Annotated in this window: 15 protein-coding genes and 2 pseudogenes; 8 read left to right on the top strand and 9 right to left on the bottom strand. The window is 59.1% G+C overall.

From position 1 onward, the window contains the following. Positions 1–597, top strand: a 597-nt coding sequence (locus tag ACRXB1_RS13620) for a LysR family transcriptional regulator substrate-binding protein (RefSeq protein ID WP_449492279.1), incomplete at its 5' end; no start/stop codon positions are given. A 185-nt stretch (positions 598–782) separates the two neighbouring features. Here the strand turns inward: ACRXB1_RS13620 and ACRXB1_RS13615 are convergent. From ACRXB1_RS13615 to ACRXB1_RS13600, 4 genes and pseudogenes are all read right to left on the bottom strand, one after another. Then, complete coding sequence (locus ACRXB1_RS13615; protein WP_449492278.1) at positions 783–1,535, bottom strand: SDR family oxidoreductase; 753 nt, start codon at positions 1,533–1,535, stop codon at positions 783–785. Between the two features lie 174 nt (positions 1,536–1,709). After that, positions 1,710–2,666 (bottom strand): LysR substrate-binding domain-containing protein, encoded by a 957-nt coding sequence (locus ACRXB1_RS13610; protein WP_174362606.1) that lies wholly within the window; start codon positions 2,664–2,666, stop codon positions 1,710–1,712. A 134-nt stretch (positions 2,667–2,800) separates the two neighbouring features. Next, positions 2,801–5,134, bottom strand: coding sequence for a two-partner secretion domain-containing protein (locus tag ACRXB1_RS13605; protein ID WP_449492280.1), 2,334 nt, complete (start codon positions 5,132–5,134; stop codon positions 2,801–2,803). Positions 5,135–5,550: 416 nt separating this feature from the next. Beyond that, a pseudogene (locus tag ACRXB1_RS13600) lies at positions 5,551–5,979 on the bottom strand (LysR substrate-binding domain-containing protein); the annotation flags it as partial. Between the two features lie 202 nt (positions 5,980–6,181). Here ACRXB1_RS13600 and ACRXB1_RS13595 point away from each other — a divergent pair. Beyond that, the gene (locus ACRXB1_RS13595; RefSeq protein ID WP_075357571.1) at positions 6,182–7,027 is read left to right on the top strand and encodes a protein-L-isoaspartate O-methyltransferase family protein; all 846 of its coding nucleotides are present in this window, start codon (positions 6,182–6,184) and stop codon (positions 7,025–7,027) included. Positions 7,028–7,124: 97 nt separating this feature from the next. Here ACRXB1_RS13595 and ACRXB1_RS13590 read toward each other — a convergent pair whose 3' ends face one another. Continuing rightward, entirely contained in the window at positions 7,125–7,460 is a 336-nt protein-coding gene (locus tag ACRXB1_RS13590; RefSeq protein ID WP_449492277.1) for a cupin domain-containing protein, read from the bottom strand. 130 nt (positions 7,461–7,590) lie between these two features. Between ACRXB1_RS13590 and ACRXB1_RS13585 the strand changes: the two genes are divergently transcribed. The 5 genes and pseudogenes from ACRXB1_RS13585 (at position 7,591) to ACRXB1_RS13565 (ending at position 10,945) form a co-directional block, all read left to right on the top strand. Continuing rightward, positions 7,591–8,475 carry a LysR substrate-binding domain-containing protein gene (locus ACRXB1_RS13585; RefSeq protein WP_449492276.1) on the top strand — a complete coding sequence of 295 codons (885 nt, stop codon included), beginning with the start codon at positions 7,591–7,593 and terminating at the stop codon, positions 8,473–8,475. 154 nt (positions 8,476–8,629) lie between these two features. After that, positions 8,630–9,034, top strand: a pseudogene (locus tag ACRXB1_RS13580) (hypothetical protein); the annotation flags it as partial. A 43-nt stretch (positions 9,035–9,077) separates the two neighbouring features. After that, complete coding sequence (locus ACRXB1_RS13575; protein WP_449492281.1) at positions 9,078–9,641, top strand: hypothetical protein; 564 nt, start codon at positions 9,078–9,080, stop codon at positions 9,639–9,641. Between the two features lie 189 nt (positions 9,642–9,830). Then, complete coding sequence (locus ACRXB1_RS13570; protein ID WP_075357567.1) at positions 9,831–10,205, top strand: DUF4148 domain-containing protein; 375 nt, start codon at positions 9,831–9,833, stop codon at positions 10,203–10,205. Between the two features lie 236 nt (positions 10,206–10,441). After that, positions 10,442–10,945, top strand: coding sequence for a J domain-containing protein (locus ACRXB1_RS13565; RefSeq protein WP_075357566.1), 504 nt, complete (start codon positions 10,442–10,444; stop codon positions 10,943–10,945). A gap of 35 nt (positions 10,946–10,980) precedes the next feature. On the opposite strand, the gene ACRXB1_RS13560 is transcribed toward ACRXB1_RS13565, so the two are convergent. Genes ACRXB1_RS13560 through ACRXB1_RS13545 form a run of 4 tightly spaced genes read right to left on the bottom strand, consistent with a single transcriptional unit; the run spans position 10,981 to position 14,848 of the window. Then, positions 10,981–11,847, bottom strand: a complete 867-nt coding sequence (locus tag ACRXB1_RS13560) for a phytanoyl-CoA dioxygenase family protein (protein WP_449492275.1) — start codon at positions 11,845–11,847, stop codon at positions 10,981–10,983. 11 nt (positions 11,848–11,858) lie between these two features. Continuing rightward, on the bottom strand, positions 11,859–12,638 hold the full coding sequence (locus ACRXB1_RS13555; protein WP_075357564.1) for an ABC transporter substrate-binding protein: 780 nt from the start codon (positions 12,636–12,638) through the stop codon (positions 11,859–11,861). Next, positions 12,635–13,789, bottom strand: a complete 1,155-nt coding sequence (locus ACRXB1_RS13550) for a DUF2817 domain-containing protein (protein ID WP_449492274.1) — start codon at positions 13,787–13,789, stop codon at positions 12,635–12,637. Before ACRXB1_RS13550 ends, ACRXB1_RS13555 begins: the two co-directional genes overlap by 4 nt. Before the next feature lie 9 nt (positions 13,790–13,798). Then, complete coding sequence (locus ACRXB1_RS13545; protein WP_449492273.1) at positions 13,799–14,848, bottom strand: aromatic ring-hydroxylating dioxygenase subunit alpha; 1,050 nt, start codon at positions 14,846–14,848, stop codon at positions 13,799–13,801. A 135-nt stretch (positions 14,849–14,983) separates the two neighbouring features. Between ACRXB1_RS13545 and ACRXB1_RS13540 the strand changes: the two genes are divergently transcribed. Further along, positions 14,984–15,913 carry a LysR substrate-binding domain-containing protein gene (locus ACRXB1_RS13540; RefSeq protein WP_075357561.1) on the top strand — a complete coding sequence of 310 codons (930 nt, stop codon included), beginning with the start codon at positions 14,984–14,986 and terminating at the stop codon, positions 15,911–15,913. Positions 15,914–16,175: the final 262 nt, after the last annotated feature.

Raw genomic sequence — 16,175 nt, 5'->3', positions numbered from 1 at the left:
TGGCTCGGTGCGTCGACCGGCGCAATCGCGCACCTGTTGCCGCAAGCGCTCGAGGTGCTGCGTCAGCACCATCCGGCTATAGACATCCAAGTTGCAGTGCTCACATCGCATGAAACGCTGTCCCGACTAGCGGACGGAACGCTGGATGTCGGGCTCGTTGCTCTGCCTCAACCCCCGATTGCGGGGCTCACAATAAAGCCTTGGCGTCGCGACCCCGTCATGGCCTTCGTGCCGGCACATTGGCAATGTCCGGCTCGCATCACGCCCAAGTGGCTCGCGGCTCAGCCGCTCATTCTCAACGACTCCACCACGCGTCTCTCGCGTCTGACTGCGGAGTGGTTTGCGACCGGCGGTCACCACCCTGCGCCACGCATCCAGCTCAACTACAACGACGCAATCAAGAGCCTGGTCGCGGCGGGTTACGGGGCAGCGCTATTGCCTCATGAAGCCACTACGCCTTTGCCCGACCGGCGCATTGCCATGCATGCGCTGCGCCCTGCGTTGTGGCGTCGCCTCGGCGTTGCACATCGTGCGGGATACGTCGAACGTTCCACGCAACACGTACTCGGTGTGTTGTGGGATCTCCGATTGGCGTAGGAAAACGCCATTTGCCGCCTAGGCACTGGTTCTCGAGCAAGCTGGACGGCAGTAAGCAAGCGACCCTTGCTTCCATAAATAGCCTTGCCGCAATCGGATGCGCCGACCCGGCAGAACAAAATAGCCTCGCCATCGGATGGCTCGCACGAGACCCGGGGGCGCCCACCCGATGGTCAACGCGACGCTCAGATGCCTTGGCCACCCGAGACTTCGATTCGCTGTGCATTCACCCAGCGGTTGTCGTTGTCGAGCAAGCTTGCAATCATCGGTCCCACGTCATCCGGCACGCCCACGCGGCCGAGCGCGGTCATGCCCGCGAAAAACTTATTGAACTCCGGTGTATCGCGCACGGCACCGCCGAAGAAATCAGTTTCAATCGCACCGGGAGCGACTACGTTGACGGCAATTCTGCGCGAGCCCAGTTCTCTTGCCATGTAGACAGTCAGGATTTCAACCGCGCCCTTTACAGCCGCGTAGGCGGACCAGCCGGGCGCCGAAACTCGCGTCAGTCCCGTCGAGAGGTTCACTATACGGCCGCCGTCCGCGAGCAATGGGAGAAGCGTTTGAGTGAGAAAAAAGACGCCCTTGAAATGCACGTCGACGAGTTTATCGAACTGCGCCTCGGTGGTTTCTTCGATTGATGCGACCTCGCCATGTCCCGCGTTGTTCACCAGATGATCGAAGCTATCGCGTTGCCAGGTCCGCAGTGTTTCGCGAAGTCGATCTGCGAAACCTGTGAAGTCTGCGACTTTTCCTGTGTCGAGCTGGAGGGCGATTGCTTTGCGACCGAGCGCGGCGATGTCTGCAACGGTGGCGTCAGCCGCTTCGCGATTGCCGAGATACGTGAGGACGACATCACCACCTTTGCGGGCAATATTCAGCGCGGCACTTCGGCCAAGACCACGGCTGCCGCCGGTCACGAGAGATATGGTATTCATTGTTGAGCCCCTGTTCGTTTGAGAATGTGAGGCTATTGTGAGCAGTGCGGCTCGTCTGCAGTAGAGAGCGCGAAAGTGTTTGATTCACAACCAAAAGTTGATGATGGTGTGAAGGGTGCGATACGAATCAGCGACGCCGCCGTACCGCACGCGGCAGGCGTGCCGCTCGCAACTTCAGTTTCCTGTTCTCTGGCGCTTTGCCATTGCATGTAACTCGGGAACAGGAACGCTGAATGTCTGACTGCTTTGCAGCCGCTCGACTGTAAAGTCGATGAAGCGACGTACACGGCCTGGCATATCGGCGCGCTGCGCGTAGTAGAGATACAGGCCCATACGCGCACTCGTGTAGCGGACCAGCAAGGGGACAAGCTCGCCTGATACCAGAAACGGCGTCGCGTTGATGCTGTCGATCTGACCAATACCCATGCCTGCCAGTACGGCCTGCATCTCGGCTTCCGGGTCGCTGCAGCAGACGGCGTAGGGCATCGCTTTCGAAATGGTTTCCGAATGCACCTGAAATTCCCATGGCATTGGGTGTCCCGTGCCAGGCTGCCTGTATCCCATACACCGATGACCGGACAGATCATCAATGCGTGTCGGCGTCGGATAGTCCTTGAGATACGCAGGCGCAGCACAAGCGAGCAACTGAACCGCGAAAAGGCGACGCGACACAACCTGCGCAGTAGGCGCATTGCCGGCCTTGAAGCCAAGATCGATCCGGTCGGCGACCACGTCCGTTGCGCGATCTTCAAGTACGAGATCAAAGGTGACGCCCGGGTAGATCTTGCTGAATGCAGCAAGCAGGGGAATCAGGACTCTGCGGCCTACCGCACCGCCCGCGCTGATGCGGATAAGTCCTTCGTTTTCGTGCGCCGCGTCCTTGACGCGATCCATCGCGGTGCGCAATCCATCCATGCTTTCGCGGACGGATTCCAGCAATCGCGATCCTTCTTCGGTAAGCGAACTTCTGCGCGTGGTCCGATGAAAGAGTCGCACGCCAAGATGTTGTTCGAGTTGCCGAACGGTTTTGCTGACAGCTTGAGGCGTCACGCCATGCGCGTGTGCGGCCTTATTAAAACTACCGCATTCGGCTGTTCGAATGAATATGGATAATGCGCGGAGTTCGTCCAATACGGGCCTCAGCAACTTGAGCGGGAAGGCATAGCGTAAACCGGAATGTCAATGACGTCCGAGAAAGAAATTGTCGTGAAGTTTTGCCTGCCGCTCCCGCGTCGGAGCCATCGCAACGGCGCGGGGCGGTAACGTCATTGGCCGGTCTGCCAGCGCAGGACCGGATGCGTCGCTCCACCAGGCATCGCCCATACGCCTGCAGGACCGAAGTCATAAGACACAAATGATGCGGGCGTGCTCATCTGAGCGGTCGTGAGCCCGCTGGATGCCGGTATGGGCGTGCCATACACGGTGCCAACCGTAGCTGCCGTCGTGTCTTTGTTCCAGTAGACGTCGTTTGTGATCGTGCCGAGATTCGTCCTTGCAATCCCTATAGGCTGATAGAACGGCTGCGTGACGAGGCCCGTCGCAAACGACTGGCTGATGGTCCCTTCGTTGACGACGACGAGTCCCGCGCCGCCACATGGCGTGCCGGCGCTCCCGCGGCAGTAGCCCTGAAGCAGGGTAGGGCTTGTCGAATACGACTGCGTGATCGATCCCAGGTTGTAGCCGACAAGGCCACCTGCGCCCTCGTTCGTATAGCCCAACGACGTTAGTGCACCAGTGGAGTACGACTGAATGATTGCGCCCACGTTTTCGCCGACGAGACCGCCGAGCATTCCGCCTGTGGTAGCGACGACCGCGCTCGACGAGCGCAGGATGGTGCCGAAATTGCCGCCCACGAGTCCGCCGGCAGTCGTTTCATCGACGTTCGTCGGTTGCGCAGGTCCCGCGTCGCCAATATTGAGGTTGCCCGATGCGCTGCCGCGGACGACCGTTCCGTAGTTGGCGCCCGCGAGCAGCCCGACATAGGCCCTCACAGAGGGACCCAGATGGCCATTGCCGTTCACGCTCAGGTCGCGCACCACCCCCTTCTCGCCAATGACGCCGAACATGCCCATTGCCCCCGGGCCGTCGCTAGCCGGGTCGCCAGCCACCAGCCGCCCAAGAGTCAGCGAACTCACCGTCTTGCTTTGCCCATCGAATTGCCCGGTAAACGGCGTGTTGATGTCGCCGAGTGGAACGTAGGAGCCGTCGCTCGTCGCACTGGCGTCGATATCCTTTCCCAACGCGTAGTTGCCGGCCAGATCGCTGGCAACACTTCTCAGGTCGCCAAGTGAATTGACAAGCTTGTAGGCGGTAAGCTGCGTCAACAAACCGCTGTACGGACCGGCTTTCCACGCGCTGTTGGCGAGGATGGTGCCAGGGCTGTAGCTGCCATTCATGTCATAGAACGACCTTACGAAACCAGTGCTGCTCGACCAGTCGACCATGCCCTGGTTGGCCACGCTGCCGGCGTTGTCGATGCCCGCCGCGTCCGCGCGCAAGCTCAGGTTGCCGCTGCCGGTGTTTTTAAGTGTCGTCGCCGGCGCAATTGTCACGTTGCGAAAAGCCCCGAGCGATAACGACGCTGGCCCTTGCCACTCCAGATTCGAACCAACGGTCAGGTCGCCGCTTGCGCCATTGGTGCCGGTCGCAATGGCATCGACGGACGTTCCGGCGTTCAGGCTGCGCATGAAAGCGCCGGCCGTGGCGCTGTCGACGGTGAAATTCGGCGTCGATACGTTCCAAAGTCCCGCTTGCACTGCCGCGCCGCTTTGCAACGCGAGCGTGTTGGCGAGTGTATCCACGGTGCCGCCGCTACCATCGACGTTTGTTGCCGCTATCGTTCCCTGCTGTGTGACGTGACCATTGTCGGCAACCAGCCAGATGTGGCCGTCGCGCATCGCCGTGCCAGTCGCGCGGATGCGCGAGCCACTCCCGGCAAGCGCATAGATATTACCGTCTGCTGCTTCGAGGTTGATCTGCGCGGCCTGCGTGATACCGCGATCAACTACCGTGCCTTTGCTGCTGATCTGCACGAATACCTGGCGGCTGCTCGCCGACTCGTACAGCACCACTTGCTTTCCCACGACGTATTCGGCCGTGCCGTTCGGTGCGCTGACCGAACCTCCGTTCACTACGGCATCGTGCGCGATAAGAAAGATATCGCCGCCACTGGAACTGATCTTGCCGAGATTCACCACCTGCCCATTCGATGACCCCGCGAGCACGAGCGTCCCGCCATTCATGATTGCGGTATCGGACAGATCGAGTGTTGAAGCCACGAATCGACCGCCCGTGCTAATTACGCCGGTCCGACCGACCAGAATGCCTTGAGGGTTGACCAAATACACGCTGCCCGTTGCCTTCAGATTCCCGAGAATTGCCGAAGGCGAGCCGCCGGTCACCCGATTGAGTGTCGTGCCCGAGCCATTGTCAAAGGTGACCGTGTTGCCTGTGCCGATCGAGAAGCTGTGCCAATCGATCACGCCACGGGACGAGGACTGGTTGATCGTGAGCGAACCGGGGCCGCCGCTGATCGCGCCCTGGCCCTGGACGAAGCTGCCATTCTGTGGCAGCGGTCCGGCCGCGTGGGCTACCGGCATGCACCACATGGCGATCGCGAGCGGCACCGGTAGTGCAAGCGTCCGCGTGAAATGCCGGGACCGATACGCGGCAAGCGGTGCGCCGGCAAACCCCAATGTGAAGGGCAGCCCCTTGCGTGATGTCAATGGCGACTCGCTTGCCAGTCTGGATGATTGACGCAACATGACCGCTCCCGAAACGTGGTTCGTGGAAAGCCGGTGCGCGGAACGCAGGTTGTTGCGACCAGGGAAGGCGTGAAAGCCGCTGTACCGCACAGTACATCTAATCATAGCAGTGCGTTCGGAAGGCAAACCAGTATTTGTGCATGCATCCGGTGCTCGCCGGCGCCTTGTCAAGCGGGCTGTGCGCCGGTCGCATGCTCAGAACACCCGCTCAACATTTCACATTCCAATTCACCGCCCGAGCGGTTCGCGCCTTAAGAACCAGGCGATGTTTCGATGTCCGCACTAACTGATTGCAGCCAGTCGATGAACGCCCGCATATGAATCGGTTTGTCAGCGTCATGCGAGATCAACGCGTAGTAAGTAGACCCTAACGACCGCAGTTCAGGAAACGGCGTCTGCAGCCGGCCGCTTGCACAATCGGCCTCGAGCGTTGGAAATGGTCCGATGCCGAAACCTAATGCGTCGGACACGGCTTGCAGCGTCACAAAAAAATGATCGAACCTTAACGTGCGATTGGCTCGAAGCGTGGGGCATCCCGCGGCTTTGACCCATGCTTCCCAGTCGCCCGGACGGGTTTCGCTTGTCAACCAGGTTTCATTGCTCAATTGTTCAACGGTCTTGACGCCTGATCGCAAAATCAGCGCGGGACTCGCAATGACTGTATTCGACTCCCGGAAAAGTGGCCACGTCTGATACTGTTAAGGATTGTTGGACGCCTGCCCTACACCGCAGGCGTGTGACTACCCCGGTGCCGGCGGGCAGGCGTCCAACAATCCTTACCAATTTCGGCCTTCGAGATCGCGGACTGGGTCGTTGCCAACCGATCATTCCGCTCGACTTTACCTGCTACGATGACTTTGTCCATTCAAGGAGAAGCGGTCGATGACGAACGTAGAAGCGCTTCGCGCATTTTATGCGCGATATATAACAGCGAAAGGCGCGTGCAGAGACCCGAGAATCCAGGACGCATTTGCGATGGTCGAAAGGGAAAAGTACCTGGGCCCCGGTCCATGGAACGCTTACACGCTGACGGGATACGTCTCGACCGACACGTCCGACCCTGCCGTTCTCTATCAGGACATTCTAATCGGGCTCAAGACCGATCAAGGCATCAACAACGGCGAGCCGAGCCTCCATGCACGCTGTCTGGACGCTGCGGCCATCTCGCCGGGCGAGACCATCACACACATTGGTTCGGGAACCGGCTATTACACGGCACTTCTCGCGCTTCTCACCGGGGAAGCCGGGCGCGTAACCGCTTATGAGATTAACCCGGGGCTCGGTGCGCATGCGACGTCGAACCTTGCTCATCTGGCGCACGTTCGGGTGCTGGATGAAAGCGGAGCTGATGCGGTGCTGCCGCGATCGGATCTGATTTACGTGAGCGCGGGCGCGACGCACCCATTGAATGGCTGGATCGAAGCACTCAATGAAGGCGGCCGTCTGATCTTCCCATTGACGCCGAACCGCGGTCTGGGCGGCATGCTGCTTGTGACACGCGTCGCCGCAGACTCATACGCGGCAAAGTTCATTTGCCCGGCGACGTTCATCGAATGCATCGGCGCTCGCGATGATGCGACCGGGGAATCTTTGGTCAACGCGTTCGAATCAAATACTCACGATGCCGTCAAGTCGCTGAGGCGAAAAACTCCCGCGGACCAATCTGCGTGGTTCGTGGGGGACGGTTGGTGGCTGTCGACCTCCGAGCCGCTCGATGCCGCTGATTGATATCGAGGTCGCATCGCCTGACGACGTTCAGTGCACTACTGCTGGGACGTCAGGGCATCTTTGGTTCCGACCAACTCCGTGATCAGACTCAACCGACTCACGTTTGAGCGAGCACGATGTCGCGGGCGCCTCCGGACTGAATCATGATGTACACCACGTCGTCGGCCGTCTCATTCCTGACGTGATGCATGACACCCGGTTCGACCGTGTGATGATCGAAGACTTGGGTTCTGTCGATCAGATCGCCGATTTTCTTTTCGACGGTCAACACGCCTCGAACGACGACAAAGCGGTCACGCACGGTCGTATGGAAGTGCCATTGCGTTTCGCCGCCGGCGCGGACCGTGGTCCTGGAGACGCTGTAGTCTTCCTCTGTCAGCAAGGTTTCGTAGAGAACCTTGCTGTTTGCGAGCGGGATGTTTGTATCTGTCATTTGAGCTCCTTATGTCTCGCGGATGCGATGAACTATTCGTTGACGCGGCCTTAATGTAAGTTCGGCGACGTTCCACGGGTAGCGATAAATTTGTGCACAATGCTGTGAGTTAAATCGACGTCCAAACCGCATGCGCCGACTTCCCCCGCTCAACGCGCTTCGCGCCTTTGACGCAGCCGCCCGGCAGTTCAGCATCTCGGCCGCCGCGCAGGAACTGCACGTGACCCACAGCGCCGTGAGCCATCAAGTTCGCCAACTGGAGGAGTGGCTCGGCAAATCCCTGTTTGTGCGCCACGCGGGCGGCGTGCGGTTGACCGATGAAGGGCAGAGCCTGAAGCAGGCCGCCGACCAGATTTTTACGCTGCTGGAGACCCGTTGTGCGGAAATCGCGCAGCACGCGCCGATAGCCGAAATCGTGCTGGGCGCTCCGGGCAGCTTCCTGTCGAACTGGCTTATTCCGCGGCTCGAGCGGTTCGAGGCGGCCAATCTGGACATCCGGGTCCGCTTGCAGACGAGTACGTCGATGGACGATCTGCAGCGGCATGGCGTCGATTGCCTGATCGTCAGTGATCGAACGTGGCCGGCGGATGTCGAGGCCGCGACCCTCTTCGAAGAAACCGTCGGTCCTGTCTGCGCGCCGGACTGGCCTCATGACATTGCGACGCCGGCAGATCTCATAGGTCAGCCGCTCCTGCATACGACTTCGCGTCCCCACGCGTGGGCGGAGTGGGCGGCTCGGAATGGCGTGGATCCAGCACTGTTTGCGAGTGGTCGTCGGTTTGACCACTTGTCCTTGCTTCTGGAAGCGGCGGCCGCCGGTCTTGGCGTGGCCATCGCGCCTGCGTTACTGGTCGAGCGCGAGTTATCGAAGGAAAGATTGATCGCTCCACTCGGGTTCGGACCGAGCGACGCCTTTTTCGCTTTCTGCACGATGCGCGGCCGGCCCGACAAAGCACTTCTCCGCCTGCGCGAGTGGCTCAAGACGCAGAGGCTGCATACGGCGACAACCACCTGATTTGAAGTGGGCGCCTCCGGCAGCCGACCGAAAAACCGGAACCGCAATGTGGAGCGATCAATTGCGCGAGTCGATGCGGACAAGCAGACACGCGAAAGCATTCGCCATCGCCTGCTAAGATGGCTTTTCGAAAAACGACAACCAAGCGAGCTTTATGCGCACTACGGTGCCAGACGATGCTGTGCGACCATCCGTGGCCATGGTCGACCCACCGCCGGTGCTGCACTGGTCATCCAAAGGGGGCGCGCACGCCACGCCTGAAACGCGTGAGGGGCGTACACCATGCCGGTCTCCGGAATACGGATCAACGGCGATACCTCGCGTCGTCTGGACCTACTGGAATGGGACGCCACTGCCGCGTATCGTCGACGTCTGCTTGCTGAGTTGGCGCAGACACTTGGCCGGGCACCGTGTTCGGTTGCTAGGTCCCGACAGTCTGCCGTCAGGCCTGCCGCCGTTGCCACGCGGTTTTGCGCTGTGGGCGCCACAGGTTCAATCGGACTGGGTAAGGCTGGCAGTATTGACGACGTTCGGAGGCGTCTGGATGGACGCGACGACGCTTTTGTCCAGCTTGCCGCACCTCGGCATCAGCAGACGACAAGATGCCTTCCTCGCCGCTATCCTTTGTCGAGGCTCTGGACACGCTCGACCGGCCGGATCTTGTCGGCTATTTCAATTCGGAGCGCACGTACGACACGGCGTATCCAATGCTGGAGAACTGGTTTATGGCGGCGCCTGCGCGTAGTGTCTTCATGATGCACTGGTTCCATACCTTCAGTGCCATGCTCATGCCGGACGGCCGCAGCGATATTGACCACGTAGTGAAGGGAGTGACGATCCCGGCCTTGTTGCAGGGTTTCAGCCATGCGCCCCAATATTTCGCCTGCCATGCAGCGGCACAGTGGGTCATGCGGCAACACGGCGGACGACTCGCGTTGATACCGGCCGAACTGGATGCATTCCTGGAACCTCATTCACGCGGGTGGGACTCTGAGCGCGTGTGCAACTGGTTGTGCGATGCGTCCGCGGATGGGAAGCGACCATTGGCAAGACCGCTGACCAAACTGATCAGCTTGCTCTGGCGTCCGCTGGAGGAGCGGTTGCAGCGCGGGGATTTCCACCGCGAGTCGATCCTTGGGGAACTCGGCTCCGCCTCGCATGCGTGACAATCGAACGCGATTACGAATACGCGGCCGTTCACGGCAAGCTTCCAAAAGGACCAAGGGTTAACACTTAGTTTCAACAATAATGCTTTGTCCTGTCGATGCTTAATACGGTGCGGCCCCCGGTCTAGACTTCAATCACTGAAACGCAAACGGGTGTTTGCGAAAAACCAAGTCTGGAGGTAAAGCATCATGAAACTCGTTCAATCGCTCATCGTTGCCGTTGCGTTGGTCGTTCCGGCTGTCTCGTCTTTCGCTCAATCAAATCAACCCGTAACCCGCGCCGAAGTGAAGGCGCAACTGGTCCAACTGGAAAAAGCAGGCTATAACCCGACTGGCGATCAAACGCAATATCCGGCCAATATTCAAGCGGCTGAAACGCGCGTGAACAGCGACAACGTGGCAGCCAGCAGTTTTGGCGGCGTGGCCGATGGCGCATCGGCATCGGGTAGCCATCATTCACTGCGCGCGGTCGAAGGCGATGTTGCTCGCGTCGGTCACAAGATTGGCTCGTCGGTCCGCCCGGATGCCAACGATGGAATGCAACCGGTGTATTTCGGTTCGTAAGGATTGAGACTGGTCAAAGATGCAAACTGAAGGCGCGCAAAAGATTGCGCGCCTTGTTTTTTTAAGCGCTGGACCGGCAATCGGCGTTGTCTGCCCAGCCGATTGCCGCGGCCGCCTCCGGTTCGCATTAAATGAGACCAGCCAAAAATCGTGTTGCGTGCGTAGCGCGAACCTTGCTCAAGATTGTCGATGGACGACCGTTAACCCGATGAAGCGTTAGCAATAGTCGGGACATCATGAATCATCGACCGAACCATTTCGACACTCTCAAACTGACACACGATGCACCTGCGGAGGTCGTTCGCGCAGCATACAAGGCGCTGAGCCAGCGTTACCATCCGGACCGGAACGCTGCGCCTGAAGCAGCCGAGATCATGTGCTCGCTCAATCTTGCTTACAGCATCTTGAGCGATCCGCTGAAGCGCCAGGAATATGAGTATGAGCTGGCGCTTGCGAGAAATAAGTCGCCGTCGGGCACGCTTGCTCGTCGAACGAATCCATCCAGCGAAGATTATTGGCCCCGAGGCAGAACACGAGCACGCCGACGGCAGAGAGCCGTCACCCGCTTTTCCTTGCTGATGTGCCTCGTGTTCACTTCTGCCGTAGCGGCAGTTTTTATTCAATCGGAACACGCTTATGCCTTAAGCATGGGCACGCATGAGCAATCTTTCCCAATCAATGCGGCGCACTACAAGCAATCCGCGTTGCAAATATCGCGGGCAGATCGCTCGTCCGAGTAGGCCGACAGCCTGACAGCCTGACAGCGGACAAGGACTCAAGGAAGGGGAGAGGCGTTTCCTTGTCCCTCATGAATGTTCCAGACCACTGGAAACAGCGGATGTTCCATGGGCAAGCCTTCGGGCAAGTCTGCCGCAAGGCCTGGGAATTCCGGCGAGGTTCTCCACGGTCTCGGTGCATGCCGGACATCGTCGCCAATGAACCGTACTGAAAAAGCCCTGCGACGATGCGCACCCGGGACGCCGCCCGATGCATGCAGCGTCAGCATGTTGAAACACACCATGTCGCCAGGCTCGAGCGCCCAGCCGCGTACATCGAAAGCTTCACGATCGCCATCGATGTCAGGCAAATCCGCGAGACTCCCCTCCGGAAACCACTTTGCCTCGTTTTCCATGAACGTCCGGGGCATCAGCCACGGCCCGCGATGTGAACCCATGACAAACTCGAGCGTGGATTCGCGCGACACCGGGTCCACAGGAATCCACATGCTGACGTTATCCGATCCCACGATATTGTAGTAGGGCTGGTCCTGATGCCAGGGCGTCCGCTGCCGCGTGTTCGGTTCTTTAACCAGCACGTGATCATGGTAGAGCCGCACTGTCTTCCCACCGATCAACGCCGCCGCGGCGGTCGGCGCCGGCGACTCGAAAATGAACTGCCGATATGCCGCGTTCTCCTGCCAATTGCAAAAGTCTTCAAAAAACCAGCCGGGGTCATCGGGGCGGCTAGCAGTCTTCGCGCGACTACTGGGTTGCGCGATGTTGTGATCGATTCCGGAACGAAGCCGAGCGATCTCGTCCGCGTTGAACAGACCCCGGATGCATACCGCGCCATTCTGGCGAAACTCTCGAACCGTGTTCGGCGTGACCGCTTTCGCCACGCGCTCTTCAAAGTCTGACGTCATCTCCGGCTCCCTCAGTCGCCATAAATATTGAAATCGAAGTACTTGTGGGCAAGCCGGTTGTAAGTGCCATCATGTCGTATCGCGGCAATGCCGGTGTTCAGTTTCGCAGCCAGGGCGGTGTTGTCCTTGCGTACACCAATGGCCACACCGTCGCCCGCGACTCGCTTGTCTTTGACTTCTTCTCCTGCAAACGAATAACCCTTGCCACGCGGGGTCTTGAGGAAGCCGATGTCCGCTTGCACTGCAGACTGGAAGGCTCCATCCAGGCGACCCGTGGTCAGGTCCTGATAAATCGCATCCTGCGTAGGATATGAAATGACCGTCACGCCTTGCGGAGCCCACTCCGCCTTGGCGAAGGTCTCCTGCATCGAACCCTGGTCCACGCCGATTCGCTTGCCTTTTAGCGACGCGGCTTCGGGCACGAGCGTTGAGCCTGTTGCCGCTACCAGACGGGAAGGGCCGTTATAGATCTTGTCGGTGAAATCGATCTGCTGTTTGCGTACCGCCGTGGCGGACATGGCCGACAAGATGGCATCGAACTTCCGCGCTTGCAAAGCCGGGATCATGGCGTCGAAGCTCTGTTCGACCCAGACGCATCTGGCATGCAGGTTCGCGCAAATCGCATTGCCCAGGTCGATGTCGAACCCGACGAGCGTCCCGTCCGGCGCCTTCGATTCAAACGGCGGATAAGTCGGATCGACCCCGAAGCGGATCACTTTCGAATCCTGCGCGTGGGCAGCGAGAGGCAGTATCGCGAGAAGCAGCAGATTCAGTAAGCTATAGCGTTTCATGGTGCGATTCCTGGGTGAGTGGATCGGTCCGGCGCGTCTTTATCCGGGGGCGTTGAAGCGAGGGAACTCATCGCGCGAGCGAAGACCTGCTGTGCGCGCAATGCCGTCAACTCGCGCCAGTGAGTATCGGCGGGGAAGAAATGTTCCAGCAGTGCGGCCTTGATGCGACGGCCCGTTGCATCGAAGGGATCGCCGAACAGGTGCAGCCAGTGGTCGTCACGCAATAATCGATGCGAGCGCGCAGGGTCGTATGTGCCGCATTCGATAACGAATTGCATCAGGTCCACGTCACTGAGCTGGTCGAGCATGGCTTGCGATGTATAGCCCGTTGCAGTGGCAGCAATGCCGGTGTCAGTGGTGGATGATGGACTCGTGACAATGGTATGCAGCCACGGACCGTAGAGTGCCTGCATGCGCGACAGCATCGGGTAAGCCTTTGCAGTGATCGCCATTAGCATGGGATGGCCAAAAGCGCCTGCGCCAGTGTGCAAGTCAAAGCATATTGCCGTCTGCGCGTCGGCAACGTGCTTTTCCATGATCGCGCGCAGGGTGCGGTTGCTCCAGGCCGGCTCGCGGCCACCGAAAAACAGGCCGTCGGCGTGCACGTACTGTCCCGCTTCCACGACGCTCATCACTGCAGCATTGCCATCGCGGGCAGTGCACGCCGCCAATGTTGCGTCGGCAATGCTGCGAGCCGGGCCTTCGAGTTCAGGACACAGGTAAATTGGGTGCATCGATTCATAACCGGCGTTAGCCGGGAGGGGGCGGTCGAACGCGACATAATTTCGATTCAGATCGACGTTATCTTCCGTTACGCGCCGCAGCCACGCCGTTCCCCACGGATTCACGAGATGGACGATCACAACGCTTACGCCTTCGAAAACGCCGTGTGTTCGAAGAGAATCGAGTAGCGCGATCTGACATTCGGAACCATAAAAGCCTTCGACGCCATGGGTCCCCGACAGCACGACCAAGCGGGAGGGCGCTTGCGGATCGCCAAGCACCGCGACATCCGTAACGAGCGTTTCTCCCCGCGGTCCTTTCAACGGATGCAGCCACTCCGTCATGGATGCATTTGCCATGCGGGCAGCGTGTAAAAAGCGCTCACGCTGGCGATCGAATGAGGGCGCTTCAAGAAAATACGAATTCATTTAGGTATCTTAAATGTGAAAAGATGGCTGTTCCGCATTATCGTGTTGCTCCGCGTCGATCAGGCGTTGCACGCCCCGGCGAAATCGTGTTGGTCCCGCGTCGAGCGCGAGGTTGATATTCGGTGTCCGCCGGTTTGCCATCCCGGCATGCACGGCGGCGAGGATCACGCGATCTTCATCGAATGCGTGGCGCACGTCTTCATTGAATTGCTCCGACACGAGCGCGTCGCTCTGGTCGAAATTTCGAGCCTGGAACCAGTAATAGCGCGTGGTCGATTCGTCTACAGGCGTCAAGAAGTTATAGGAGTTCATGAGGAACACATCGGGATGCATGGGTCCGGACTCGCTGCCGGTTCCCGCAGGCGTAAAAACAGCCTTGATCACAGCGTGCGATGGAAACCGCACTTCGTATTGCTGTTTCCGGTCGCAGCGCCCGCTGAACTTGACATAGCGTGCGTAGAAAGGCGCGACCTCCGCGTTACGCATCCAGCGCGACACCGTCACACCTTTTCCGTTTTCCAGGGTGCTGAGCGGTTCGCCCTCGCACGCTGCATTGCCAAACGACGATGGATGCACCCATGCGACATGCGACGGATCGAGAAGGTTGTCGGTGACATACAGGTAGTGGCAATCGACAGTCATTGCGTCGCCCTGATTGATGCCCCACGCGGGGTCACCCCATTCCGGCACCTCGATAATGGCGGCTGGATCCGCATGTTCCGGCGGTCCCATCCATAGCCACACCAAACCATAGCGCTCGTGCGCCGGATAGCTTTGTACCCGTGCACCAGGCGGAATGCGCGCGTTGCCAGGCGCGCGAACGCACGTGCCCGCGCCATCGAATGTCAGTCCGTGGTATCCGCATTCAACGTGTTCGCCTTTCAGGCGCCCCATTGATAACGGCAACTTGCGATGCGGACAGGCGTCTTCCAGTGCGACTACGGCCCCATCGAGCTTGCGGTACAGCACAACCGCGTCGCCCAGCAGCCGCGTTGCATGGAGCCCGGGTCCGACTTCGTCGCTGCGGGCAGCGACATACCATGCGTTTCTGACGAACATGAATGCATTCCTTGGCTTTCACCGGTTTCTATCCGGTCAATGTCCAAAGCTTAGGAAGTCAATATTCAAAAGAATAGAGGGGTGATTTTGCGAGTTCGTTTAGAATTTCTAAAATGACACACCCGGAGAACTCTGATGGATACGTTGCCGCCTCTGCGCGCACTGCAAGTGTTCGATACGCTGGGACGTTGCCAGGGCGTGATCGAAACCGCTCGACGACTGGGTGTTTCTCCGGGCGCAGTCAGCCAGCAGATCAAGCAATTGGAGGACTCAGTCGGCATGCGTTTGCTGGCGAAAGAAGGCAAGCGGTTGAGATTGACCGAAGCCGGGCGGATTTATCACGCCAGTTGCGCGCAGGCGTTCGAAAGTCTGCGGCTGGCGCGTGCGGAACTGGAGCGGGGCAAACTGAAGCGTAGCCTGAGCATCAGCGCGTTGCCGTCGGTCTTGTCGAAGTGGCTTGCGCCACGCATCTATTCCTGGCAGCGGGAGCATCCCGAGATCGACATCTTTCTCGATGGCACACATTCTGAACCGTCGCCCGATGGCCATCACATCGATTTCCGCATTACCTATGGCGAAAGCCTCGATCAATCCGGAACGCGCGCTGAACTGTTCCGCGACAAGGTCGTGCCTGCGTGCAGTCCCACTTTGATTGACGGGAAGGTGCTGGCTCACCCTGGCGACATACTCAATCATCCGTTGTTGTCGATTGACTGGCTGCCCAAATTTTCGTCGCCACCGTCATGGCGGGACTGGTGTGCGGTAAATGACGTGGACGACGATGGCGCTCGCGCCACCCGGCTGGTCTTTTCACTGTCGAGCCTGGCAATACAAGCGGCCATTGATGGCGAAGGGTTCGTACTCGCGCAGACGTCCATGATTGCCGCCGATGTTGCGGCTGGCCGGCTTGTCGTTCCCTTTCCCTCCGGTGTGGCGCTTTTGTCGCCGTACTTCGTCACTTGGCAGGCTAGTGCGTTCGATCACTCGCACTGCCGTGCGTTTCATCGATGGATTCTGACGCAGGGAAGGGAGCAACAGTCGGTCAACGACACGCTTGCCGGTTAAACGGTTCGCACGTCAGGCCGCTCATGTGGGTGGGTTGAACACGTTCTGGGAAATCCAAACCTGTGTCTCCGGAAACGACGACGCGTCGAGTTCTAAAATGCGATTTTACATAAGATAAATTATCAACGTTCTAGTTGTAGGCCCCAAGTAGTAATGTCGTACTTGAGCCAAATAGAAATGTCGCACTGAGGGCTCGATTCGGTCCATGCTGAAGCTCCGCTTTCGCTGGGAGTTGATCATGGATAGCACTGGGATGATCACC

The sequence above is a fragment of the Caballeronia sp. M23-90 genome (genome assembly GCF_053574605.1).
Note: the sequence above shows the minus strand (reverse complement) of the source record. Positions and strands in the feature narration are given on the sequence as shown.